The organism is Nocardia brevicatena NBRC 12119 (assembly GCF_000308495.1).
Lineage (GTDB): Bacteria > Actinomycetota > Actinomycetes > Mycobacteriales > Mycobacteriaceae > Nocardia > Nocardia brevicatena.
Window position 1 is genome coordinate 68,292 of sequence record NZ_BAFU01000023.1, and the last position, 23,859, is coordinate 92,150.

The window sequence follows — 23,859 nt, forward strand, 5'->3', positions numbered from 1 at the left end:
CCCTGCTTCATGGCCTGCGCGGTCGTGATAGTGATCTGGGCAAACCCCGCGGAAGACACCGGGTGCAGCGGTGGTGTCCTACGCGGGTCGGGAATCCGTGTTAGTGAGTGTGTCCTGGAACCGGCGCATACCCCTGAGCCAGCGGTCGTAGTCCGAGCCCTTCTGCTGGTACATCGTCAGCACCTCCGGATGCGGCAGGATCAGAAAGCGCTCATCTTCGACGCCTGCGAGGACGGTGTCCGCGACCTCGGCCGGGGTGAGCACGGCACCCGCGGTTTTCACCGCCGCGATCGCGAGCCGCCCGAACTGGGCGTTCTCCGAGGTGATCATGCCCTCGCGCAGCAACGCTGTGTCCACGCCCATCGGGCAGACACAACTCACCCGGATCCCCTTGGCGCCATAGGTGACCGACAGCCATTCGGCGAACCCCACGGCGGCGTGCTTGGACACCGAGTACGGCGCCGACCCGAGCTGGGTGAGCAGCCCGGCCGCCGACGCGGTACTCACGAAGTACCCCTCGCCTCGCTCCACCCATCCCGGGACCAGCAACCGTGCGGCCCGCACATGGGCGAGCACATTGACATCCAGCGCGGCCGCCCACTGTGCGTCGGTACTGTCGAGCCCCGGGCCGCCGCCGATTCCGGCGTTGGCGAAATAGATGTCCACCGGGCCGAAATCGGCGTCCGCCCGCTCGATCAGGTCGCGGATGACCTTCTCGTCGGAGACGTCGCCGCCCACCGCCACCGCCGCGGACCCGATCTCGGCGGCCACCGCGTCGGCCGACCGTCCGTCCAGATCGGCCACCACCACCCGGGCCCCGCGTTCGGCCACCCGTCGCGCCAGCGCCGCTCCGATACCCGATCCACCGCCGGTGACGACGGCGACCTTTCCCGCAATGTCCATACCCGCACCCTACGGCTGTGTTTGATTGCGCCGCCTTCGGCGGCGCGGGCCGGGGCCCTCGCGACCTGGGTCTTCCCTCCCTCTGCGCCGCCGCCGACGCGGCGTCGATCCGGTCGGTCCGGACCCGGGGCGGGCCCCGACCATGGGGTGAGGTGCCCGAGGAGGTGCGGGGCGGAGATTGGTGTTGTCGGACTCTGTATGGTTCAGCTCGAGTCGATCAGCCGGTGCAGGAGCGGCCCGATGCGCGGCCCGACCAGTTCGCGCATGATCAGCGCCATATTGGTGCGCTGTACGCCCGGGATCTTCAGGATCTGGCCGGTGATGCGGTAGAGGTCATCGGCGTCGCAGGCGACCACCCGGACGGTGAGGTCGGTGGGTCCGGTCATTCCGCACACCTCGGTGACCTCCGGGATCTCGGCCAGTTCGTCCACCACCGGGTCGAGCCGATGCTGGTCCACCACCACCGCGACGAACGCGTTCAAGGGGTAGCCGAGGGCGCGGGGCTCGACGCGGCGTTCGAAGCTGCCGAGCACCCCGCTCGCCTCCCAGCGGGACAGGCGGGCCTGCACGGTGTTGCGGGACAGGCCGAGCCGGGCGGCCAGTTCGACACCGGTCGCGCGGGGGTTGGCGATCAGTTCCAGCAAAAGCCGCGCGTCCGTGGCGTCGAGGGTCGGCTCGGTGGTTTCTCGACTGGGCATACAACGCAGTATGACAGTCATGAGGGTGAGAAAACCGAGCACTTTGCTCAGTTGTTCGTACAACACTTGCGCAGATCGCTTTACCGTGCATGCTGAGTGATACAAGCCACACAATGGCTGGTGCCCATGCCGAGGAGGCGATACCCATGCCTGGCAAACACGAATACCCCGTGCAGTTGGTACAGCCCGACGGACGTCGGGTGTTCGATCCCGAACACGCCGGGTGGGTCGCCGATATCGGCCCCGACCGGCTGTGGTCGCTCTACCGGGACATGGTGGTGGCCCGCCGGATCGATACCGAGGCCACGGCCCTGCAGCGGCAGGGCCAACTGGGGCTGTGGGCCCCGCTGCTCGGTCAGGAGGCGGCCCAGGTCGGCTCGGCATGGGCGCTGACACCCGACGACTATGTGTTCTGCAGCTACCGCGAGCACGCCGTCGCCTACTGCCGCGGCGTCCCGCCGACCGAACTCACCCGCATGTGGCGCGGGGTATCGCATTCCTGCTGGGACCCTACCGCGGTGAATATGACCAACCCGGCGATCGTGGTGGGCTCCCAGGGGCTGCACGCCACCGGCTACGCCTACGCCGCACAGCTGGACGGTGCCGAGATCGCCACCGTAGCGTACTTCGGCGACGGGGCCACCAGCCAGGGCGATATCGCCGAGGCCATGGTCTTCGCGGCGAGTTGGGGCGCGCCCGTGGTCTTCTTCTGCCAGAACAACCACTGGGCGATCAGCGAACCCGTGCGGTTGCAGAGCGCCACCCCGATCGCCCATCGGGCCCGCGGCTACGGTATCCCCGCCGCCCGCGTCGACGGCAACGACGTGCTGGCGGTGCTGGCCATGACCCGACAGGCGGCGGCCCGGGCGCGGGCCGGTGGCGGGCCGTCGTTCGTGGAGGCGATCACCTACCGGATGGGCCCGCACACCACCGCCGACGATCCGACCCGCTACCGCACGGCCGCCGAGAACGAGCAGTGGGCGCGTCGCGATCCGATCGACCGGATACGGCTGCTGCTGGAACGGGAGGGACTGTTCGACCCGGTCGCGCAGCGGCAGGTCGACGAACGCGCGGACGAGGTGGCCCACCAGCTGCGCACCGCCACCATCGGTATGCCCGACCCCGATCCGATGCGGCTGTTCGACCACGTCTACGCCACACCGCATCCGCTGCTCACCGCCCAGCGACAGGAGTACGCCGAGTACCTGGCCGCCGATCCGGCCGATACCGCCCTCCCCCACGAGGCGCCCACCCGGCGCGCGGAAGGAGTTCCGTCATGATCACCACCTTCGCCGCGGCTCTCAACGCGGGACTGCGCCGAGCGCTCGAGGACGATCCGAAGGTGGTGATCATGGGAGAGGATGTCGGCCGCCTCGGCGGTGTGTTCCGGGTGACCGACACACTGCAGAAGGATTTCGGCGACAGCCGCGTCATCGACACCCCGCTCGCCGAATCCGGTATCGTGGGAACGGCTTTCGGAATGGCGCTGCGCGGGTACCGGCCGGTGTGCGAGATCCAGTTCGACGGGTTCGTCTACCCGGCCTTCGACCAGATCGTGTCCCAGATCGCCAAGATCCACTATCGGACGCAGGGGCGGGTACGCGCTCCTCTCACCATCCGTATTCCGTTCGGCGGCGGTATCGGCTCGGTGGAACACCATTCGGAATCCCCCGAGTCCTATTTCACCCATACCGCGGGACTGCGGGTGGTGACGCCGAGCAATCCCGCCGATGCCTACACCATGATCCGGCAGGCGATCGCACTGGACGATCCGGTGATCTTCTTCGAACCCAAGCGCCGCTACTGGGACAAGGCCGAGTTCGACCCGCACGCTCCGGTCGAACTCCCGCTGCACCGGGCCCGGGTCTGTGTTCCCGGCAGCGACGCCACCCTCGTCGCCTACGGCGGCACGGTGGCGACCGCGCTGACGGCGGCGCGGATCGCGGCCGAGGAGGGGATCTCGCTGGAGGTCATCGATCTGCGCAGCCTGGCGCCGCTGGATATCGATACCGTGGCGGAATCGGTGACGCGTACCGGCCGACTGGTGGTGGCGCACGAGGCGCCGGTCTTCGGCGGTTTGGGCGCGGAGCTGGCGGCCCGGGTCACCGAGCGGTGCTTCTACCACATGGAGGCACCGGTTCTGCGCGTCGGTGGCTTCGATATCCCCTACCCCCCGGCTAAGCTCGAGAAGCATCATCTGCCCGACCCCGACCGGATCCTGGCCGCGGTCGACCGTTCGCTCGCCGCCTGACCGACGACACCCAGCCGGCCGAGAGTATCGGCCTCCCGATACGGAGGTATCACGTGGACGACGCCCGCGCCGCGGACCAGGGGGACATTCTCGAATTCCGGTTGCCGGACCTCGGGGAGGGATTGACCGACGCCGAACTGCAGAGCTGGTCGGTCGCGGTGGGTGACCGGGTGGAACTCAACCAGACCGTCGCCGAGGTGGAGACCGCCAAGGCCGTGGTGGTTCTGCCCTCCCCGTTCACCGGGACGGTGATCGAACTGCTCGCCGAACCGGGCGAGACGATCCCGGTGGGCGCGCCGCTGCTGCGCGTGCGCGGTGACGGTCCTCCCGTGGGCGGCGGGCGGTCTTCGGTTCTGGTGGGTTACGGACCGGAGGACGAGCCGGTCACCCGCCGTCGGCGGCGACCGGAGACCCGCCGGGTCGCGGCATACAACGGAAACCATACCGGCGACACCGGTCCGGACCCCGGCATGCGCGACGGTGAACGAGCGGCGGCGATCGACAGCGGTCATACCGGCCCCGGTGACACCGGAATCCGCGTCCCGGACACGGCGGCATCGGCCGGCGTCGGGGCTCGCGACGAGGCGGCGGACGATACCGGGCCATCGGGTGTAACTCACGACGCCCTGGGGCAGATCGCGCAGGGGCAGCGGGTCGCGGCGACTCCCGGCGCGCGGAAACTGGCTCGGGAACTCGGTATCGACCTGTGGTGTGTGGCGGGGTCGGGACCGGCCGGTGCGGTCACCGTGGACGATGTGCGCGCGGCCGTCCCCGTGACGCAGGGGCGCGGCCGGGAGATCGCGCGCGCCGACTCCGGAGTTGTGGACCGGCCCCCGCGGGAAGCCCCGGCGGTGCGGGAGGAACGTACCCCCATCAGCGGTATCCGCAAACGCACCGCCGCCGCCATGAGCGCCAGCGCGCACACCATCCCCCAGGCGGCCACCTCGGTGACCATCGATATCACGGCGTCGATGGAACTGCTCGACCATCTGCGTACCACCCCGGCCTTCGCGCAGCTGTCACCGACGCCCCTGGCGCTGGTCGCCAAAGCGGTTCTGGTCGCACTCACCGAATTCCCGGGGGTCAACGCGTTCTGGGACGAGAAGAACCAGGAGATCGTCACCAAGCACTACGTCAATCTCGGTATCGCCGTCGCCACCGAACGCGGGCTGCTGGTGCCGAATGTCAAGGAGGCGCAGTCCCTGACGTTGCGTGAGCTGTGCCGGGAGATCGGCTGGCTGGCCGAGACCGCGCGGACCGGCCGCGCCACACCCAGCGATCTGCGCGGCGGCACCTTCACCATTTCCAATGTCGGGGTGTTCGGCGTGGATTCGGGGGTGCCGCTGGTCAATCCGGGGGAGGCCGCGATCCTGTGTCTGGGCGCGATCACCCGACGGCCCTGGGTGTTTCGTGACGAGCTCGCGATTCGACAGGTCACCACCCTGACGCTGAGCTTCGATCACCGCATGATCGACGGTGAACTCGCCGCCCGATTCCTGAGCACTGTCGCCGGTCTCTTGGAGGATCCGCTCACCCTGCTCGGGCGGGTGTGACCGGGACGCGGTTCGAGAAGTCCACGGTTCAACAGAACCCGGCGAGGGTATTCCGGGGGTCGTATGGATGCCCCACGCACCGCTGCGTAGGGTGACGCAAACCTGAACCAAAGACGCCGGCACGAGGAGCTGCGTTGAATCCGGTACTGATCTCGGCGGCCGAACTCCGGGACTCACTGGGAGACAAAACCATTCGCCTATTGGATGTGCGGTGGGCACTGGGTGATCCGGACGGGCCGGAGCATTACCGCAAAGGGCATATCCCGGGCGCGGTATTCGTCGACCTCGATACCGAGCTGGCGGGCCTGCCCTCGCCCAGGCACGGGCGCCATCCGCTGCCCGCACCCGAACACCTCCAACGATGTGCCCGGAGCTGGGGTATCTGCGCCGGCGATCTGGTGGTGGTCTACGACGCGAGCGGCGGTATGGCGGCCGCACGGGCGTGGTGGCTGCTGCGCTGGGCCGGTGTCGCGGATGTACGCCTGTTGGACGGCGGGCTCCCGGCGTGGACCCGGGTCGGCGGGGAACTGGCCATCGGGGTGGAGCCCGATCCCACACCCGGCGATCTCGAGGTCGTGCCCGGACGTCTGCCGGTTATCGACGCGGACGCGGTGGCCCGCTGGGACGGGGTGTTGTTGGATGCGCGCACGGTGGATCGGTTCCGCGGCGAACAGGAGCCGGTCGATCCGCGGGCGGGGCATATCCCCGGCGCCATCTGCGCACCCACCAGTGACAACCTCGGTGATGACGGGTGTTTCCGTTCGGTGGAAGTGCTGCGGGAGCGGTTCGCCGGTTTCGGCAATGGACCGGTGGCGGTGTACTGCGGCTCGGGGGTGACCGCCGCGCATCAGATCGCCGCGCTGGCCGTGGCGGGGGTGGAGGCCGCGCTGTATCCGGGCTCGTGGTCGCAGTGGGCGCACGATCCGAAACGTCCGGTCGCCACCGGAGCCTGAACGGGCCGACCCCGGTGTGCGGCACACCGGGGTCGCCGCGTGCCTAGCCGCAGGTCGCGGCGATATCACGCAGTGCCTCGTGGTCTGCGGCGGTGACCGGTAGGTCGTAGCGGATGGCGACGGTGAGGTATTTGCCCGCGTAGAAGCAATGACCCGGACGTGAGGGCGGCAGCCATTCGGCGGGAGTGCCGTCGCCCTTGTCGGTATTGGCCGCGCGGGTCGTGACCTGCAGATTGTAGTCGATATCGTTGGCGAACCGGATACGCTGCGACAGCGGCCAACTCGAGGCGCCGAGATCCCAGGCCGCGGCCAGCGGGTAGACGTGGTCGACGGGGATCTCCTGGGCGGCCTGCTTGGAAAAGGTGATCAGGGCGCCGGTGTACGGGTCGGCCAGCGTCCCGGACAGCACCACGCAGCCCCGGGTGCCGGGGCGGTACGCGACCTCGGTGAGCTGGCGGGCCAGCACATTGTTGCGGGTATCGCAGCCGTCGTGCCCGCCGGGACCGTCGTGGTCGTCCGACCAGGCGGGTCCGAAGACACAGGCCTGCTCGGCCCGGCAGCCACGCTCGTAGCCGCCGGGATGCGGCCGGTCCGGGACCACTCGCACCGTGGCGAGCCACTGCTCCAGCAGGATCCGGGCGGGGCTGCCCGGCGCGGGTGTCCGCTCCGGTAACACCGCGCAGCCGCATATCGTCGTGAGTACCGTGACGACCGCGAACAGCGCCGCCCCTACCGTCCCCCGCCTTCTCATGGTTCACAGGTCTACCGGAACCGTCCGACAGGTTTCCGGTTTCAAAACAACCGCCGGTCGGCGGCTAAAGCCAGGCGCGGGCGAAGATCTCGTCGTCGCGGGCCGTGTTGGTTCGCGGCGGGAACCGCATGGCGGCCAGGGTTTCCGGGTGCACACCGTCGTGGCCGATCAGCCAGGAACCGCCGCTGTCGGTGCATTCGGCGATCTTGGCGAAGGTGGTGAGCAGGAAGGTGATGGCATCGCCCGGTCGGGTGGTGTGGGCCAGACGCTGCGACTCGCCTGGACGGGACAGATCCAGCCACACCCCGCACTGTCCGTCCAACCGCATTCCCACGATCTTCGCCGCGTCGACGAAGGTGAACTGCCGCCGTTCCCAGGGCATGGTCGGTGTGTAGCTCTGCTCTAGGACTTGGAGCAGAATCGTCATACTGTTGCCCTCCGATGTTGTGGAATGGCGCCGCCAACGATCTCCGCCGGCCGGGCTATACCGCCCGGTACGCGATGATCGGCGGGCTCGGACTTCGGCGATGACCAACGAACGGTAGTGCAGGCCCGACGTTCGGACAGAGGCCAGTGCGTCTGGTGTCGTTCGGCGCTGTCGCCGCTGGGCCGGTGGAGACATAGAACGCCTGCGGAGCGGACGTAAGACTGTGCAAGGCTCGCCTTCCAGCTGTCTGCGGTGAAACAGGAAGCCCAACTCGTGAGAGTTGAAATCCCTTCCTTTCAGAAGGGGAGAAGGTCAACAGTGGATACATCAGTATGTTCCGCCTCGGCGCGGAAATCCAGGTATCCATGCCGACCAACTGTCGGACCTGCCTGCTTTGATGGGGCGGTGCTGCACGGTATGTGGTCACCCGGTTCTGGGCTCCTGCTTTGGCCCGCGCCGGACTGCCCCGGTGAGCCGGGGGAGTCCGCGGGCGCGCTACCGGGGCTGCTGGGCAGCGTGCTGCGGGAGGCGCGTTTCCGGCACCACGCCGAGGTACTCGTCGCGGACGCCGCCGGGGTCCGGACTGAGCGGGTGCGGGCGCACGCGCTCGCACCGGGTGCCGCTGCGGCCGCGCTGCGGCAGCGGTTGCCGGCCGGCGCGGTATCCGGTGATCTGCGTTTTCTCGCCCATATCGCGCTCGGTATCGAGCGGTGGGTGCGGGCCGGACGGGTGGTACCGCGGTTGGTCCGCGACGACGGGCAGTGGTGGGCGCGGTGGCGACTGTCCGGTGGTGCGGGGCAGCGCGCGTGGCTGGCGGAACTGGCCGCCGGTATGCCGCCGGCGCTGCAGGTCGCGGGTGCTCCGGGGGATCTGCTCGCCGATATGGTCGACGAACTCACCGATCCCATCGTGCGGGAGCTGGTCGGGGAACGGCCGAACCCGCATCCGCTGGTGCACGGGCTGTCCGTCGACACACCTGTGGACGGTGGCAGCCATCAGGTCGCCGAACTGCTCGACCGCTGGCGCGACAGCGTGCTCGTCGACGAACCCGAACTGGTGTTGCGGCTGTGCGAACCCGACGGCGAGTCGGGCGTCGACGCCGACGGCGCGGCACTGTGGCGGTTGGAGGTGTGCCTGCGCGTCGACGGGGCGGCGCCCCGCCCGGTGCCGCTGCTGGGTGATCCGCAGTCGGTGCGGACGGCGGTGGAGCGGCTCGGTGCGGCGCAGCGGGCCTATCCCCGGCTGCGAGACCTGCCGGGCGATCCGCGCAGTATGGATCTGCTGCTGCCGACCGCGGTGGTGGCCGATCTCGTGGCGCACGGCGCGCACGCGCTGGCGGAGGCCGGTGTCCGGCTGCTGCTGCCACGGGCCTGGAGTGTCGCCGAGCCGAGCCTGCGGCTGCGCGTCGACGGCGCCGCCGTGCCCGCGGCCCGGAGCTCCGTCGGACTGGACGGGCTCGTCTCCTATCGGTGGGAGCTGGCGCTCGGGGACATGGTGCTCACCCGGGCCGAGATGGAACGGTTGATCGATGCCCAATCGGATCTGGTGCGGCTGCGCGGGGAATGGGTGCAGGCCGATCACCGGGTGCTCGCCGCCGCCGCGCGCTACGTCGCGTGGCACGGCGCCGATACCGAGGTCACCCTGGCCGACCTGGTCGGCAAGATCGTCGACACGCACGTGGACCGAGTCCCCATCACGGAGGTCACCGCGACCGGTTGGGCCGCCGCACTGCTCGACCCCGGCCGTGAACCCGAACCGGTGTCCCCGCCGGCCCGGCTGAAGGCTCAGCTGCGTCCCTATCAACTGCGCGGCCTGTCCTGGCTGGCGACCATGAACCGACTCGGCTGCGGTGCGATCCTCGCCGACGATATGGGTCTCGGGAAAACCGTTCAGGTACTGGCCCTGCTCCTGCACGAACGCGAAACCGCCACGACGCCGCCGGGGCCGACGCTACTGGTCTGCCCGATGTCGGTGGTCGGCAACTGGCAACGGGAGGCCCTGCGTTTCGCTCCCGACCTGCGGTTCCTGGTGCACCACGGCCCAACCCGTCGGCGCGGGCCCGAGCTGGACGCCGCCGTCGCCGACGCCGATCTGGTGATCACCACCTACACGCTGCTCGCCCGCGACACCCGCGAACTGGCGCGACAGTCCTGGGAACGGGTGGTGTTGGACGAGGCGCAGCACGTCAAGAACGCCGCCACCCGGCAGGCGCGGGCGGCGCGGGCGCTACCGGCCCGGCATCGGCTGGCGCTCACCGGCACTCCCGTGGAGAACCGCCTGGAGGAACTGCGGTCGATCCTCGATTTCGCCATGCCGAAGCTGCTGGGCAGCGCGCAGACATTCCGCGCCCGTTTCGCCGTGCCCATCGAACGCGAGAACGACCAGAACGCCGTCACCCGGTTGCGCACGGTCACCTCGCCGTTCGTATTGCGCCGGGTGAAAACCGATCCCGCGGTGATCGGCGATCTGCCGGAGAAGCTGGAGATGACGGTCCGCGCCAACCTCACCGTCGAACAGGCCGGTCTGTATCAGGCCGTGGTGCGGGACATGCTGGACAAGCTCCGCGACGCCAAGGGGATGGCCCGCAAGGGCGCGGTACTGGCCGCCCTCACCCACCTCAAACAGGTGTGCAACCATCCCGCGCATTACCTTCGCGATCATTCGGCCGTGTTGCGGCGCGGCACGCACCGGTCCGGGAAGCTGGCGCTGGTGGAGGATGTGCTCGACTCCGTGCTCGCCGAGGGCGAGAAGGCCTTGTTGTTCACCCAGTTCCGCGAATTCGGCGAGCTGATCGCCCCGTATCTCACCGAACGTTTCGGCACGCGTGTGCCGTTCCTGCACGGCGGGGTCGCCAAGAAACACCGCGACACCATGGTTGCCGATTTCCAGCGCGAGGCCGGCCCACCGCTGATGCTGCTGTCGCTCAAGGCCGGTGGTACCGGACTGAACCTCACCGCCGCCAACCATGTCGTTCACCTGGACCGCTGGTGGAATCCGGCGGTGGAGAACCAGGCCACCGACCGCGCCTACCGTATCGGCCAGCATCGCACCGTCCAGGTGCGCAAACTGGTGTGCGTGGACACCGTCGAGGAACGCATCGACGAGATGATCGGCGGTAAGAGCCGGCTCGCCGATCTGGCCGTCGGCTCCGGGGAGAACTGGATCACCGAATTGAGCACCGACGAGCTGCGTGAACTGTTCACCCTCGGCGCCGAGGCGGTGGGGGACTGATGTCCGTATTCGCCGCGCCCACGCGGGATGTGGGCCCATGAGCCGGCCCGAGTACGGTGACCGGCGCCGGCGTCCGGTTGTCGGCGGTGCCGCCTCGCGCAACCGCCGCGGCGGGTTCGGCCGCAGTATGTGGGGCCGGGCATTCGTCGAGGCCGTCGAGCGAGTGGCCGAAGATCCAGGGCGGTTGGCCCGAGGACGAACCTATGCCCGCGCCGGCCAGGTGGTGAGCTACCGGGTCGAACCGGGCGCGGTGGTCGCCGAGGTCCAGGGCAGTCAGCCGCGCCCGTTCGCCTCGGTCTGCCGGGTCCGGAAACTGCGCGAGGAAGAAGTGGAACTGCTGATCGATACGATCCGCGCGGAACCGGGCATGTTGGCCCGGATCGTCTCGGGCACGCTGCCGACCGCGCTCGCCGAGCACCTGCTGCCCGATACCGCGGCCGATCTGGACTTCGGCTGCAGCTGTCCGGATCACGGTTGGCCGTGTAAACACGTCGCCGCCGTCTGCTATCTCCTGGCAGAAGACCTCGACGAGCGGCCGCGCGAGTTGCTCACCCTGCGCGGCGTGAGTATGGAAACCCTGATCGGCGGCGTCGAGCGCGCCGACCCCACCGATACCACCGACCCCTACGGGGACGGAACGGAATTGCCCGCCCTGCCGACCCCCGAAACCCGCCCCGCGCTCGACGACCTGGACCCCACCCTGCTGCGTCGTGCCCTGCGGATGATGTCCGAGGACGAAGCCACCGCCGCCGCGGGTCTTCGCGGACTCACCGTCGTCTATACCGACCTGACCGCACGCTGAGCGACGCGGATATCGGGTGCGTCGGAGCGGCGCCCCGGTCTCAGAGGCGATATACGCGCTGGGCGTTGCCGCAGAAGGCGGGCTCCAACGCCTGGGGGCCGGCGGCTTCGGTGAGCACCGTGGCCACTACTGTCGCGCTGTCCGCGATGGTGGTGATCGGTTTGTCGACCGGGAAATTCGATCCCCAGATCAGCCGCTGCACGCCGAAGACGTCCGCCGAGTGGCGCAGCATCGGACCGATCCGGTCCACCAGCTGTGGTGCCGGTGTCGTGCTGCCGCGGTGGGGTACCGGATGCCCGAGGATCGGCATCATCAATCCGCTGATCTTGGCCACGACATTCGGCAGCTCGGCGAGTTCGGCGATATCGTCGCGCCAGCGCTCGAAGATCTCCTGTCGCCGTCGTGGATCGGTGCCGGTTTCCGCGCCGACCTGTCCGAAGATCCCGGCCGGGGTGGCCAGGTGGTTCAGCACGATGGATGCTTCCGGATAGCGCCGGGCCAGTGCCGTGAGATCGGGCAGTTGATGGGAATACACCCAGGCCTCGAAGACGAGTTCGCGTTCGACGAGCGCGGCGAAACCGTCGAGGAAGGCCGGGGTGCGCAGGGCACCGGGTCCGGCGAAGTCCCGCACGTCCCGGTCGGGGTGGTTGGCGACCATGGTGCGGATCCCGCGCACCAGTGGGGACGCGGACAGGTGGGCGTCCAACAGGTTGGCGAAGCCCGGCGCGGCCGGGTCGGCGCTCGCGCTGATCGCGGCGAGAGCGGGGGTGTCGACCCCGAACGGCAGGCCGGCCACCCATCGGGTTTCCTCGGTCTTGGGGCCGGTCCACTCCACTTCGATGTGCACGATCGACTTGACCGGGAGGCCGGCGGTATCGCCGCGGTAGTCCGCGGGTAGGTATGGACCCATATACGCCGAGGGGTCGCCGACGAACTCGCGGTCGCGCCGCGGTGCCAGCCGGGCCGCGATATTGATCGGCACCGGCAGATAGCGGAAGAGTTTGGCCAGGCCACTGAATTCGCGTGGGGTGGAGTGCGGATCCCACTGATGGATATGCGCATCGATGATGTCGATACCGCCGAGGCCGGTTTCGCCGAGTTCCATGCCGCTCCCGTCGCATCCATAGTCGTCGACCTATCGCCGAAGCCTACCGGACCCTATCGGGCACCCGCCGTCCCCGGCCGCGCGTGGCCAGTGGAGACGGAGGTGCGCGGTGCACGGCGTCGACGGAAGTGTGGGTCCGGGCGTGGTCCGGTCGGCGGCGGAGTGTCTCATCGGCCCGGAAGAACCCGGGTATGTCGGCATAATGGTTCCGTGGCCGAACGGGATTCGGCGCCCAAGGCGTCACAGCCGGTGTCGGGGTCGGAGAAAACACCCGAAACAGCGTCCGCGCCATCCGCTCGCGATGCCGGCGCCCCCGCCGCGTTGCGCGGTCTGGTCGATCAGGGGGTGCTCACCGAATCCCAGTTGGACGCGGTGGTCACGGCCCTGACCGAGGACCGGCCGCCGCCGACACCGGCCAAACTACTCTCCGAGATCGCCGCCTACGCGGGCGCCGGTCTGCTGCTGAGCGGGTTCATCCTGCTGCTGGCGGCATCGTGGGAGGATATGGCGCGTATCGGCCGGGTGGCGCTGTTCGCGCTCGTGGCGCTGGGGTTGGCCGCGGCGGGTGTCGCTCTGGCGGGTGGGCCGGCGGCCCTGTTCGGTGCCGCGCGCCGCCGGATTCGCGATACCGGCCATACCTCCCGTACTCGGCTGGCGGTTGTCCTGTTCGCGCTGGCCACGGCGGGTGTCGCCGCCGCGGTGGGTTCCGGTATCGACGACGGTGGCGCCGATTTCGCCTGGGTGTACGGGTGTCTGGCCGGCCTGGTTGTCGGGGTGATCGGTTACGCGGCGTTCCCGTCGCTGGTCGGAGTGCTGGTCTGCGCGGGTTTCGCCGTGGCCGCGCTGAGCGGGGTGTCGACCGAACTCTGGGGTATCGATGACGATCTGATCGGCATCGGCTTCTTCGTACTCGGTTCGGTGTGGCTCGGGGTCGCCCGGCTCGGGGCGGTCCTCGAGCGCTGGGCCGGTTACGCGGTGGGGATCATGGTGGCGTTGTGGGGAGCCCAGGTCACCGATCTGTTCACCGAACTCGTCACGGCGTCCGTGCTCACCGCGTTGCTCGCGGTGGTGTGTTTCGCCGTCTACGCCACCGACCGTTCTCCGGTGCTGGTTCTCGGTGGCTCGGTGGCGCTGTCGCTGGCCGCCGCCGAGGCGGTCTGGTATTGGACGGACGGCTCGGTCAGCGCGGCGGGCGCGGTTCTCGTCGCGGGTGCGGTGGTGCTCGGGATCGGTAGCGTCCTGCTCACCCGGGTGGCGAAGCCGAGTTGACACCCGCGCCGGGACACGCCGGCGCGGGTTGCGGGGGTAGTTTCCGGGGCTCTGGTGTCCGGGAGCGCCCCGGTGTATATTTTTGCTTGGACGTCCAATTATCGGATGCCCGCAAATGATCTTCGCGTGGTAGATCGACGACAGCGCCGTACTCCACCACCGTCTACCCGAGGCAGGATTCGCATGGTTCGTGAACTCACTCATTTCATCGGCGGGCAGCACGTCCCGGGCACGTCCGGCAAGTTCGGTGATGTCTACGACCCGAATATCGGCCAGGTGCAGGCCCGCGTGCCGCTGGCCGCCGCGTCCGAGGTCGAGGCCGCCATCGCCAATGCCGCCGCGGCGCAGCCGGAATGGGCGGCGGTCAACCCGCAGCGGCGCGCCCGGGTCCTGATGAAGTTCCTGAACCTCGTCAACGCCGAAATGGACTCCCTGGCGGCGCTGCTGTCGAGCGAACACGGCAAGACCATCGCCGACGCCAAGGGCGATATCCAGCGCGGTCTCGAAGTGGTCGAATTCGCGATCGGCATCCCGCACCTGCTCAAGGGCGAGTACACCGAGAGCGCGGGCACCGGCATCGACGTCTACTCGATGCGTCAGCCGCTCGGCGTGGTCGCCGGTATCACCCCGTTCAACTTCCCGGCCATGATCCCGCTGTGGAAGGCCGGACCCGCCCTGGCCTGCGGTAACGCCTTCGTTCTGAAGCCCTCCGAACGCGACCCCTCGGTGCCGCTGCGCCTGGCCGAGCTATTCCTCGAGGCGGGGCTCCCGGCGGGTGTGTTCAACGTGGTCAACGGCGACAAAGAGGCCGTCGACACCCTGCTGCACGATCCGCGGATCAAGGCCGTCGGCTTCGTCGGCTCCACCCCCATCGCCCAGTACATCTACGAAACCGCCACCGCCAACGGCAAGCGCGCCCAGTGCTTCGGCGGCGCCAAGAACCACGCCATCGTTATGCCCGACGCCGACCTCGACGATGTCGCCGACCAGCTGATCGGCGCCGGCTACGGTTCGGCCGGCGAACGCTGCATGGCCATCTCGGTCGCCGTCCCGGTCGGCGAGGAGACCGCCGACCGGCTGGTCGCCAAGCTCACCGAGCGCGTGCACAAGCTGAATATCGGCCGCTCCGACGAGCCGGGCGCAGACTATGGCCCGCTGGTCGGCGCCGACGCCGTGGACCGGGTGCACAGGTACATCCAGATCGGTATCGACGAGGGCGCCGAGCTCGTGGTGGACGGCCGCGGCCTCACCGTCGACGGCGCCGAGGACGGTTACTTCGTGGGCGCCACCCTGTTCGACAAGGTCACCCCCGAGATGAAGATCTACACCGATGAGATCTTCGGCCCGGTGCTCAGCGTGGTCCGCGCCAAGGACTACGAGGAGGGTCTGCGGCTGGCCGATGATCACGAATACGGCAACGGTGTCGCGATCTTCACCCGCGACGGCGACACCGCCCGCGATTTCGCCTCCCGGGTGCAGGTGGGCATGGTCGGCGTCAACGTTCCCATCCCCGTGCCGATCGCCTACTACACCTTCGGCGGCTGGAAGCGCTCCGGTTTCGGTGACCTGAACCAGCACGGTCCCGATTCCATCCGCTTCTACACCAAGACCAAGACGGTCACCCAGCGCTGGCCCGCCGGTCTGAAGGAGAGCAACAGCTTCGTCATCCCGACCATGGACTGAGGTCGCGTCCATGTTCACACTCGACGACGACGAGCGCGCGATCCGCGATACCGCCCGTGAGTTCGCCGACGAATTCCTGGCCCCGCATGCCGTGGAATGGGACCAGCGCAAACACTTCCCGGTGGATGTGCTGCGCAAATCGGGCGCAATCGGGCTCGGCGGTATCTATGTGGGCGAGGAGTTCGGCGGCTCCGGGCTGCGCCGGCTGGACGCGGTGCGGATCTTCGAACAACTCGCCACCGGATGCCCGGCCGTGGCCGCCTATATCTCCATCCACAATATGGCGGCCTGGATGATCGACTGCTACGGCGACGCCGAACAGCGCCGCCGCTGGCTGCCCGGGATGACGTCCATGGAACTGCTGGGCAGCTACGCTCTCACCGAACCGGGCGCAGGTTCGGACGCCGCGGCCCTGGCCACCAAGGCGGTGCGCGACGGGGACGACTACGTGCTCAACGGTTCCAAACAGTTCATCTCGGGTGCCGGGTCCAACGACCTGTACGTGATGATGGTCCGCACCGGAGGCGAGGGTCCGCGCGGTATCTCCGCGCTCATCGTGCCCGCCGACACCCCCGGTCTCTCGGTGGGGGCGAACGAGAAGAAGATGGGCTGGAACGCCCAGCCCACCCGGCAGGTGATCCTCACCGACGCCCGGGTGCCGGTGGCCAACCGGCTGGGCGCCGAGGGCGACGGTTTCCGGATCGCCATGAACGGACTCAACGGCGGTCGCCTCAATATCGCGGCCTGTTCGGTGGGCGGGGCCCAGACGGCCCTGGACAAGACCGTGCTGTACCTGGCGCAGCGCTCGGCGTTCGGCGCGCCGCTGCTGGACAACCCGGTCCTGCAGTTCGAACTCGCCGATATGCGCACGAAACTGGAGGCCGGCCGCACCCTGCTGTGGCGGGCCGCGGCGGCGCTGGACGCGGACACCCCCGACAAGGTGGAGCTGTGCGCCATGGCCAAACGGTTCGCCACCGACGCCGGCTTCGAGGTTGCCAATACCGCGCTGCAACTGCACGGCGGTTACGGTTACCTCGCCGAGTACGGCCTGGAGAAGATCGTCCGGGATCTGCGGGTGCATCAGATCCTGGAAGGCACCAACGAGATCATGCGGATGGTGGTGGCCCGGTCGATGATGGCCGCCCGGAACGCACAAGGAGCAGCATGAGCGACGAACCCGTAGTCCTGATCGAACAGCGTGACGGACTCGGACTCATCACCCTGAACCGTCCCAAGGCCATCAACGCGCTCACTCACGCGATGGCACTCACCATCACCGAGCAGTTGCGGGCCTGGGCGGTCGACGACTCCGTGCGTACGGTGGCGATCACCGGAGCCGGGGAGCGGGGCCTGTGCGCGGGCGGCGATATCGTCGCCATCCACCACGATGCCAAAGAGCAGCAGGCCGCCGGGCACGTCGGTTCCGCGGCGGATTCGGCGACGGGGAAGTTCTGGCGCGACGAGTACATCCTCAACGCGTTGATCGGCCGCTACCCGAAACCATATGTGGCGGTGATGGACGGCATCGTGATGGGCGGCGGGGTCGGACTGTCGGCGCACGGCAGCCACCGGATCGTCACCGAACGGTCGGCGGTCGGGATGCCCGAGGTCGGTATCGGCTTCATTCCCGACGTGGGCGGCACCTACCTGCTGTCACGGGCGCCCGGTGAGATCGGTACGCATATCGCGCTCACCACTGCGCGGATGAAGGCCGGCGACGCCATCGCCGCCGGTTTCGCGGACTACTACGTTCCGGCCGACCAGGTCCCGGCCCTGCTCACCACGCTGCGGACCGAGACGGCCGATATCGCCATCGCCAAGTTCGCCACGGCCGCACCGGAATCGGAGCTGTTGGCGCAGCGCGAGTGGATCGACGCCTGCTACAGCGCCGACTCGGTCTCCGAGATCGTTGCCCGGCTGCATGCCCACGAGGCTTCGGAGGCGGCGACCGCGGCGACCGCCGTGCTGTCGAAATCCCCGGTAGCGCTGCAGGTCACGCTGCGGTCCCTGCGTTCGGCTCGGGGTGCCGACAGCCTGGAGGCGGTGTTGAACGAGGAGTATCGGGTCTCGATCGCCTCGTTGGCCTCACACGATCTGGTCGAGGGTATTCGCGCCCAGGTCATCGATAAGGACCGCGATCCGAGCTGGTCACCGCCCACCCTGGACGAGGTGACCGCCGAGCAGGTCGACGCGTATTTCGCCGAATTGGGCACGCGGGAACTGGGTTTGACGACACCGGAGGAACAGCCATGAGCAAGACGATCGGTTTCCTCGGCCTCGGCCACATGGGCGGGCCGATGGCGGCGAACCTGGTGAAGGCCGGGTACGATGTCCGCGCCTTCGACCCGTCGCCGGCCGCGCGGGAGCAGGCCCGCGCCGACAGCGTCCCCCTGGTGGATTCCGGTCCGGCCGCGGTCGTCGACCGGGATATCGTCATCACGATGCTCACCAACGGCAAGCTTGTGCGCGATGTGTACGCCGAGCTGCTGTCGGCCGCCCGTCCGGGCACATTGTTCATCGACTGCTCGACCATCGACGTGGCCGATGCCAAGGCCGCGGCCGTTGCGGCGGTGGCGGCGGGTCACCGGGCGTTGGACGCACCGGTTTCCGGTGGTGTCGCAGGTGCGGCGGCCGGAACGCTCACCTTCATGGTCGGCGGCGCGGAGGTCGATTTCGCCGAGGCGCTGCCGGTGCTCGAGGTGATGGGTGCCAAGGTGGTGCACTGTGGTGCGTCCGGGGTCGGCCAGGCGGCCAAGATCTGCAACAACATGCTGCTCGGCGTGTCGATGATCGCGCTGTCGGAGGCCCTGGTACTCGGTGAGAAGCTGGGGTTGAGCCATCAGTCGTTCTTCGATGTGGTCTCCACCGCGTCGGGGCAGAGTTGGGCGCTGACCACCTACTGCCCGGTGCCGGGTCCGGTGCCGACCAGCCCGGCCAACAACGACTACAAGCCCGGTTTCGCCACCGCCCTGATGGCCAAGGACCTCGGTCTGGCCGTGGAGGCGTTGCGCGCCGGCGGGGTCGACGGACGACTCGGGCAGTTGGCCGCCGAGATCTACACCCGGTTCAACGAGGGTTCCGCCGACCGGGATTTCTCCGCCATCATCACCGAGATTCGGGAGCGGAGCGAGAACGCCGGTTCGTCCGAGTAGGTCCGGCCCGAACCTGCCGGTCAGAGCCATACCGATGTGATACCCCGTCTCCACCATTGCGGTGGAGACGGGGTATCACATCGAGTTTCTGCCCAACCCGCCTGGCAGCGGGGGTCGAATCGAACGCTGAGGCGCATGTGTAGCGCCTCGGCGTACCTTTCCGGCATCGGAATCGTAGGCCTCCGTGCCGCCGGCTTCGAATCGTGCGACCGCGGGTTGCTTCAGGCCGGTGCGGGCGGCGAGCTCGGCTCGGGTGAGGCCGAGTTCCTTGCATTGTCGCCGCACCTCGGCCTCGAGTTCGTAACGGCTCCGCCACGGGTGCACGCGGTATGTCGGCGAGACGCGGGAGATGTGCTCATCCAGCGACCGGGAAACTCTGGGGCGGCGGCGGTCTCGACGTGTTCTGCTGCGATGCCCGGGCACTGGCCGAGTCGGCGTTCGAACTACTGCCCTGTGCCGGGACGGGCGAGTTGCCCGCCGTGCAGGCACCGAAGCGGAACCGGGCCTCGGTATGTCGCGGTGGGGAGGGGCGAAACCTGCTCGCGTACGGGCCTTTCGGCAGCCCCCGTGGTGAACGGTGGTTTCTGAGGGTGTTCCAGGGGTGCCTGGCCCACCCAGTGCGAGGAATCTTCGAAATGGATCTGCTGTGGCGGTACATGCCCACGACGGCCGGTACCCGCGACACCTGGACGTCGACCCTCCGGTGGGCGCGGATATACGGGAACCGCCGCGATGGTCGACCGGGTGGGCGCCCGGATCGAGCACATCACGGCCCGGCCGGATATGTGAACGTGGCGACTCACCCTGAGCGATCCGAACCACCGCACCGTTCACGCCCGTGGCCGAGGTATCGTCACCGGTGATCATGACCGTTTCGACCGTGAGGATGCGCTGTGACCGACTTCGAGACGATTCTGCTGGAGCGTAAGGACAAGGTCGGCCTCATCACGCTGAACCGCCCGCAGGCGCTCAACGCCCTGAACGCCCAGGTCCTCGACGACGTCATCGCGGCCCTCGAGGAACTCGAGCGTGACGAGCGGACCGGCGCGGTGGTGATCACCGGCTCCGAGCGGGCCTTCGCCGCGGGCGCGGATATCAAGGAGATGCAACCCAGGTCGTACATGGACATGTTCATGGACGACTATTTCGCCCGCTGGGACCGGTTGGCCCAGTTTCGCAAGCCCACCATCGCCGCGGTCGCCGGTTACGCCTTGGGCGGCGGCTGTGAACTGGCCATGATCTGCGACATCCTGATCGCCGCGGATACCGCCAAGTTCGGGCAGCCGGAGATCAAGCTGGGCGTTATCCCCGGTATCGGTGGTTCGCAGCGGCTGACTCGGGCGATCGGCAAGGCCAAGGCCATGGACCTGGTGCTGACCGGCCGCAATATGGATGTCGAGGAAGCCGAGCGGGCGGGGCTGGTATCCCGGATCGTGCCCGCCGCGGAGCTGCTCGACACCGCCCTCGAGGTCGCCGCGACCATCGCGTCCATGTCGCTGCCGGTGACCATGGTCGCCAAGGAAGCGGTGAACCGCTCATTCGAGACCACGCTGAGCGAGGGGCTGCGGTTCGAGCGCCGGGTGTTCCACTCGCTGTTCGCCATCGAGGACCAGAAGGAAGGTATGGCGGCCTTCGTGGAGAAGCGGCCCGCGAAGTTCATCAACCGCTGAGCGGGTTTCCGGCCCCGGATCAGCGTTCGGGGCCGGACGGGATGCCCACGACCTTGGTGGTCCGCGGCGTGTCCCCGGGTTGCGCCGAGCCGTCCTGGGCGGTGAGCAGGCCCGCCACCGTGGCCCCGAGGCCCAGCGTGACGGCGGCCGCGGCGACGAGTTTGCGGCGGCCGACGGGCGAGGTCTGCCGGGGCATTCGGATACCGGTTCCGATCCGGGCCATCCGTACCTCGGGGACCGGGCGTTCGGCCGCGATCAGGACCGCGCCGCGGGCGGAGACGTATTCCGGTTCGGCGTCGTAGACGATCGGCAGGTCGATGATCTCGGCCAGTTGGATGCGCAGGTCGAGATTGCGGGCGCAGCCGCCCAGCAGGACCAGGGCGTCGGGCTCGACCTCGGCCTTCGCTGTCATCCGGTGCAGGAGTTCCGCCGAGTACCGCAGGCCATCGGGGAACAGCTCGGCAAGGTCGTTGTGGGTTATGACCGCCCGTGCGGACCCGCCGAGATCCGTCGCGGTGACCACTTTGCTGCTGCTCAAGGCCTCCCGGTGGCGGCGGCTGGTGGCCTGGCCGATACGTACCCCCTCGTGCGCGAGCCGGCGGCACAGCAGGGTGTCGAAGTTGTCGCCGCCGGGCGCGATGCTGTGGGCGTCGAGCAGGACCGAATCGGTACGGCAGTCGACGAGGGTGAGGGTGAGGCCGGAGCTGCCCAGGTCGTAGAGGGCTACCCTGCCTTCGTCGGTGAGGGCGCCGGTGAACCGCAGATAGCGCAGCTGGGCCAGCGGTTCGTCGACGATGGTGAGTTGGATCCGGCCCGCCGCGGCCCGAACGGTGTTCGCGTGCCGCTCGCTGCGGCAGGTCACGGCGGTTCCGGTGATGAGCTCGTCGCGCTGACCGGCCGCGGTGCGCATGCGCTGGATGGCGGTGAAAACCGGCTCCTCGACGCCGGCCCCCGCACGCAGTGGGACGTGACAGCAGTCGATCGGTGGTAGGTGCGGCTGATCGGAATGAGTCAGTACGGCGTGTGCGCCTCCGGCACCCGCCGATACCCCTAGGACCAGCACCATGGACCAATGGTGCGCCCTGGGCGTGACCTTGCCAAGTGAATGAGGTGATAAATTTGCGGCTCGGATGCACCGCTGTTATCCGATTGTCTCCCCGGGAATATAAAAGACCGACCGGTCTCTATTGGGGGCCGTCGGTGTACTGCGCACTGCGCGCTCCCGTCCAGCGCACCGGCTCCGACCCGGTATCGAAGTCACCCGCCGCGTGGCGGAACTCCGCGAGCAGTTGTAACAGGGTTCCCAACCGGTCCGGCGGCAGCCCCGGCCGGTCGAAAACCTGTTCGTTCAGGTGGACGGTCGCCTCGGCGGCCAATTCCCTTCCCGCGTCGGTGATCTCGATCAGGGTCGCCCGTCGGTCGCTCGGATGTGGCACTCGGACCACCAGACCCGCCGCCTGCAGACGGTCCACGGTATTGGTCACACTCGTCGGGTGCACCTGCAGTCGGGCGCTGGCCTTGGCCATCGGCAGCGCGCCGGTCGAACTGAAGCTCAACAGCATGAGCAGCTCATAGCGGGAGAAGGTCAAACCGGTCGGGCGCAAGGCCTCGTCCACCCGGGCCATGACGATCTGCTGGGCCCGCACCAGCGACGTCACCGCCGCCATCCCGTCGGCCACCGCGCCCCAGCCGTGACCTACCCACTGGCGGTGGGCCTCTTGGATCGGGTCGAGCGGTAACGGGCGGGGGCGGGACATGCCGTTGATCATTGCATGTGCCCGATACCGGCGAGTGCGGGCGCGGTCGGCACGGATTCCGATCACGGTGCACGAAACACTCGGCATGCGGGTGCCGCTCGGCCACCATGGAAAGGTACGCGGGTGTGGCCGAGAGGTTAGGCGACGGTCTGCAAAGCCGTTCACGCGGGTTCGATTCCCGCCGCTCGCTCCACAGCCGGCAGGCCGTCTGTTGGTCGGCGCAACCGGCTCCGGGTTCAGCCGAGCCCGGAGAAATCCCGCTGCACAACGTGATTGCGGTCGGACCAGCTGCCGAGTGTGTAGTCGGGGAACAGGCCGAGATATTCACCGCGGGTGAGGGTGCTCCAGCGCCGCGCCTCAGGGGTGCGGGTCTTGTAGAAGTTCACCATGTACCCGCCCTCGTAGATCCGCAGCAGGCCGTATCCGCCCGGATACTCCTTCACCGCGGCGACCTCCAGGAACTCCACCGCGCACGGGGCATCGGGTCGGGTTCGGCGGGTGCGGTGGGTGTGGCCGCTGTGGTGCAGGAAAACGCCGGGCGCGCGTACGTAGGCGGCCTGCAGGCGGATGCTGTCGTCGCGGTTCAGTACGAAACCCGGCCCGCCGAGATTGGTCAGTCCCGATTCCGCGGTCACCGGGTGGTGACCGAAGACCAGGGTGGGGCGGTCGGGTTCATCTCGCAACAGTCGGACGAGCCGGTCCAGTTGCGCCGGATCCAGTTCCCCGCCGGAACCATCCAGGGCGCTGGTGTCGAGCCCGAGGAGACGCAGCCCGCCGAGATCGTGTTCGACCAACTGCCCTCGCGCGCCGAAAACCTCGGCCCAGCAGTCGTGGTGATCCGGTGCGTCGGGCACGGACGGGCAGCTCGTGTAGTCGGCACCGGTATGCGGGCGGTCGTGGTTGCCGCGCACCGCGAGGTAGTCGATGTCCGCGACACCCCAGGTGTCGAGTCGGGACCGCACGGCGCGCATATCCGTGAGGGCGGCCTCGGCGGTCAGATCACCCGCCAGCAGCAGGGTGGTGGCCCCACGGTCGGGACGGCGCAGATCGTCGAGCAGCGCGTCCAGCATGACCTCCGGGTAGGGCGGCAGCCCCGGCTCCTGCCGGAAACCCGGCGGCAGATCGTCCACGAGCAGACCGCTGACGGTTTCGCCGTAGTGCACGTCATTGGCCAGCGCGATGGTGCGCAGCAGCCGGCCCGGCGGCGGAACCAGCGTGGTGAACTCGCCGACGACCTCCGGGGCACCCGGCAGATGGGTGGTCACCGTCGGGGCGGCGACAGCGCGCACGCCCGCGGACCGGGCCTCGAAACAATAGGTGCGGCCCGGTTCCAGACCGTCTATCTGCGCGTAGTGAAACGGCGTCGACTCGACGGACGCCCATACCGGCACCGGTGCCCGCGGGCTGTCGGCCGGCCCGAGGAGTACCTCGGCCTCAGTGGCCACCGGCACTCGGGTGTCGTCCAGGGCACGGCTGGTCCAGGTGAGCACCGCCGACCGGTCGGTGACCGTGACGACCTCCAGATCGGTGGCCGTCACCGGTGCCTGGGCCGCTGCCCGGCCCGCGCGCGGCAGGGCGGCGCCGGGAAGCAGCGCGGCCAGAACCGACGCGCCCAGTACCGTGCGGCGCGACGGCCCGCAGCAGTTCACCGGCG

The 23,859-nt window shown here is 68.8% G+C and carries 21 protein-coding genes and 1 tRNA gene; 13 read left to right on the plus strand and 9 right to left on the minus strand.

The window, feature by feature from the left end:
* Positions 1 to 78 precede the first annotated feature (78 nt).
* Complete coding sequence (locus ON20_RS05210) at positions 79 to 903, minus strand: SDR family oxidoreductase (RefSeq protein ID WP_040833790.1); 825 nt, start codon at positions 901 to 903, stop codon at positions 79 to 81.
* A 203-nt stretch (positions 904 to 1,106) separates the two neighbouring features.
* Entirely contained in the window at positions 1,107 to 1,601 is a 495-nt protein-coding gene (locus ON20_RS05215) for an Lrp/AsnC family transcriptional regulator (protein WP_040833843.1), read from the minus strand.
* A gap of 146 nt (positions 1,602 to 1,747) precedes the next feature.
* Here ON20_RS05215 and pdhA point away from each other — a divergent pair, with 146 nt between their 5' ends.
* From pdhA to ON20_RS05235, 4 genes are all read left to right on the plus strand, one after another.
* Positions 1,748 to 2,881 (plus strand): pyruvate dehydrogenase (acetyl-transferring) E1 component subunit alpha, encoded by a 1,134-nt coding sequence (gene pdhA, locus ON20_RS05220; protein WP_040833844.1) that lies wholly within the window; start codon positions 1,748 to 1,750, stop codon positions 2,879 to 2,881.
* Positions 2,878 to 3,852: an alpha-ketoacid dehydrogenase subunit beta gene (locus tag ON20_RS05225; RefSeq protein WP_040833791.1), complete on the plus strand. Its 975-nt coding sequence runs from the start codon at positions 2,878 to 2,880 to the stop codon at positions 3,850 to 3,852. The genes pdhA and ON20_RS05225 overlap by 4 nt, the downstream gene beginning before the upstream one ends.
* A 53-nt stretch (positions 3,853 to 3,905) precedes the next feature.
* Positions 3,906 to 5,405 carry a dihydrolipoamide acetyltransferase family protein gene (locus tag ON20_RS05230; protein WP_040833792.1) on the plus strand — a complete coding sequence of 500 codons (1,500 nt, stop codon included), beginning with the start codon at positions 3,906 to 3,908 and terminating at the stop codon, positions 5,403 to 5,405.
* Positions 5,406 to 5,539: 134 nt separating this feature from the next.
* Positions 5,540 to 6,358: a sulfurtransferase gene (locus ON20_RS05235; RefSeq protein WP_083864667.1), complete on the plus strand. Its 819-nt coding sequence runs from the start codon at positions 5,540 to 5,542 to the stop codon at positions 6,356 to 6,358.
* Between the two features lie 43 nt (positions 6,359 to 6,401).
* Here the strand turns inward: ON20_RS05235 and ON20_RS05240 are convergent, their stop codons facing one another.
* Positions 6,402 to 7,109, minus strand: a complete 708-nt coding sequence (locus ON20_RS05240) for an HNH endonuclease family protein (protein ID WP_040833793.1) — start codon at positions 7,107 to 7,109, stop codon at positions 6,402 to 6,404.
* A 64-nt stretch (positions 7,110 to 7,173) separates the two neighbouring features.
* Positions 7,174 to 7,536, minus strand: coding sequence for a hypothetical protein (locus ON20_RS05245; protein ID WP_040833794.1), 363 nt, complete (start codon positions 7,534 to 7,536; stop codon positions 7,174 to 7,176).
* Positions 7,537 to 7,941: 405 nt separating this feature from the next.
* Here ON20_RS05245 and ON20_RS05250 point away from each other — a divergent pair, with 405 nt between their 5' ends.
* Entirely contained in the window at positions 7,942 to 10,767 is a 2,826-nt protein-coding gene (locus tag ON20_RS05250) for an SNF2-related protein (protein ID WP_040833795.1), read from the plus strand.
* A 37-nt stretch (positions 10,768 to 10,804) separates the two neighbouring features.
* Entirely contained in the window at positions 10,805 to 11,569 is a 765-nt protein-coding gene (locus ON20_RS05255) for an SWIM zinc finger family protein (RefSeq protein WP_040833796.1), read from the plus strand.
* 40 nt (positions 11,570 to 11,609) lie between these two features.
* Here ON20_RS05255 and ON20_RS05260 read toward each other — a convergent pair whose 3' ends face one another.
* Positions 11,610 to 12,674 carry an amidohydrolase family protein gene (locus tag ON20_RS05260; protein WP_051161680.1) on the minus strand — a complete coding sequence of 355 codons (1,065 nt, stop codon included), beginning with the start codon at positions 12,672 to 12,674 and terminating at the stop codon, positions 11,610 to 11,612.
* A gap of 210 nt (positions 12,675 to 12,884) precedes the next feature.
* Between ON20_RS05260 and ON20_RS05265 the strand changes: the two genes are divergently transcribed.
* The 5 genes from ON20_RS05265 (at position 12,885) to mmsB (ending at position 18,778) form a co-directional block, all read left to right on the plus strand.
* Complete coding sequence (locus ON20_RS05265; protein ID WP_040833797.1) at positions 12,885 to 13,943, plus strand: DUF2157 domain-containing protein; 1,059 nt, start codon at positions 12,885 to 12,887, stop codon at positions 13,941 to 13,943.
* A gap of 183 nt (positions 13,944 to 14,126) precedes the next feature.
* Positions 14,127 to 15,626: a CoA-acylating methylmalonate-semialdehyde dehydrogenase gene (locus ON20_RS05270; RefSeq protein ID WP_040833798.1), complete on the plus strand. Its 1,500-nt coding sequence runs from the start codon at positions 14,127 to 14,129 to the stop codon at positions 15,624 to 15,626.
* A gap of 10 nt (positions 15,627 to 15,636) precedes the next feature.
* Positions 15,637 to 16,794, plus strand: coding sequence for an acyl-CoA dehydrogenase family protein (locus ON20_RS05275; RefSeq protein WP_040833799.1), 1,158 nt, complete (start codon positions 15,637 to 15,639; stop codon positions 16,792 to 16,794).
* Positions 16,791 to 17,879, plus strand: a complete 1,089-nt coding sequence (locus tag ON20_RS05280; protein WP_040833800.1) for an enoyl-CoA hydratase/isomerase family protein — start codon at positions 16,791 to 16,793, stop codon at positions 17,877 to 17,879. Before ON20_RS05275 ends, ON20_RS05280 begins: the two co-directional genes overlap by 4 nt.
* On the plus strand, positions 17,876 to 18,778 hold the full coding sequence (gene mmsB, locus ON20_RS05285) for a 3-hydroxyisobutyrate dehydrogenase (RefSeq protein WP_040833801.1): 903 nt from the start codon (positions 17,876 to 17,878) through the stop codon (positions 18,776 to 18,778). Before ON20_RS05280 ends, mmsB begins: the two co-directional genes overlap by 4 nt.
* A 75-nt stretch (positions 18,779 to 18,853) precedes the next feature.
* Here mmsB and ON20_RS40445 read toward each other — a convergent pair whose 3' ends face one another.
* Complete coding sequence (locus tag ON20_RS40445; RefSeq protein ID WP_368853918.1) at positions 18,854 to 19,645, minus strand: helix-turn-helix domain-containing protein; 792 nt, start codon at positions 19,643 to 19,645, stop codon at positions 18,854 to 18,856.
* Positions 19,646 to 19,671: 26 nt separating this feature from the next.
* Between ON20_RS40445 and ON20_RS05295 the strand changes: the two genes are divergently transcribed.
* Positions 19,672 to 20,448 carry an enoyl-CoA hydratase gene (locus tag ON20_RS05295; protein WP_040833802.1) on the plus strand — a complete coding sequence of 259 codons (777 nt, stop codon included), beginning with the start codon at positions 19,672 to 19,674 and terminating at the stop codon, positions 20,446 to 20,448.
* Positions 20,449 to 20,467: 19 nt separating this feature from the next.
* Here ON20_RS05295 and ON20_RS05300 read toward each other — a convergent pair whose 3' ends face one another.
* Together ON20_RS05300 and ON20_RS05305 are read right to left on the minus strand one after the other, a co-directional pair.
* On the minus strand, positions 20,468 to 21,514 hold the full coding sequence (locus ON20_RS05300; RefSeq protein WP_040833803.1) for an Hsp70 family protein: 1,047 nt from the start codon (positions 21,512 to 21,514) through the stop codon (positions 20,468 to 20,470).
* A 118-nt stretch (positions 21,515 to 21,632) separates the two neighbouring features.
* Complete coding sequence (locus tag ON20_RS05305; RefSeq protein WP_051161704.1) at positions 21,633 to 22,205, minus strand: MarR family winged helix-turn-helix transcriptional regulator; 573 nt, start codon at positions 22,203 to 22,205, stop codon at positions 21,633 to 21,635.
* Between the two features lie 119 nt (positions 22,206 to 22,324).
* Here ON20_RS05305 and ON20_RS05310 point away from each other — a divergent pair.
* Positions 22,325 to 22,398 (plus strand) — tRNA-Cys (locus tag ON20_RS05310).
* A 43-nt stretch (positions 22,399 to 22,441) separates the two neighbouring features.
* Here ON20_RS05310 and ON20_RS05315 read toward each other — a convergent pair.
* On the minus strand, positions 22,442 to 23,854 hold the full coding sequence (locus tag ON20_RS05315; RefSeq protein ID WP_040833804.1) for a metallophosphoesterase: 1,413 nt from the start codon (positions 23,852 to 23,854) through the stop codon (positions 22,442 to 22,444).
* Positions 23,855 to 23,859 lie beyond the last annotated feature (5 nt).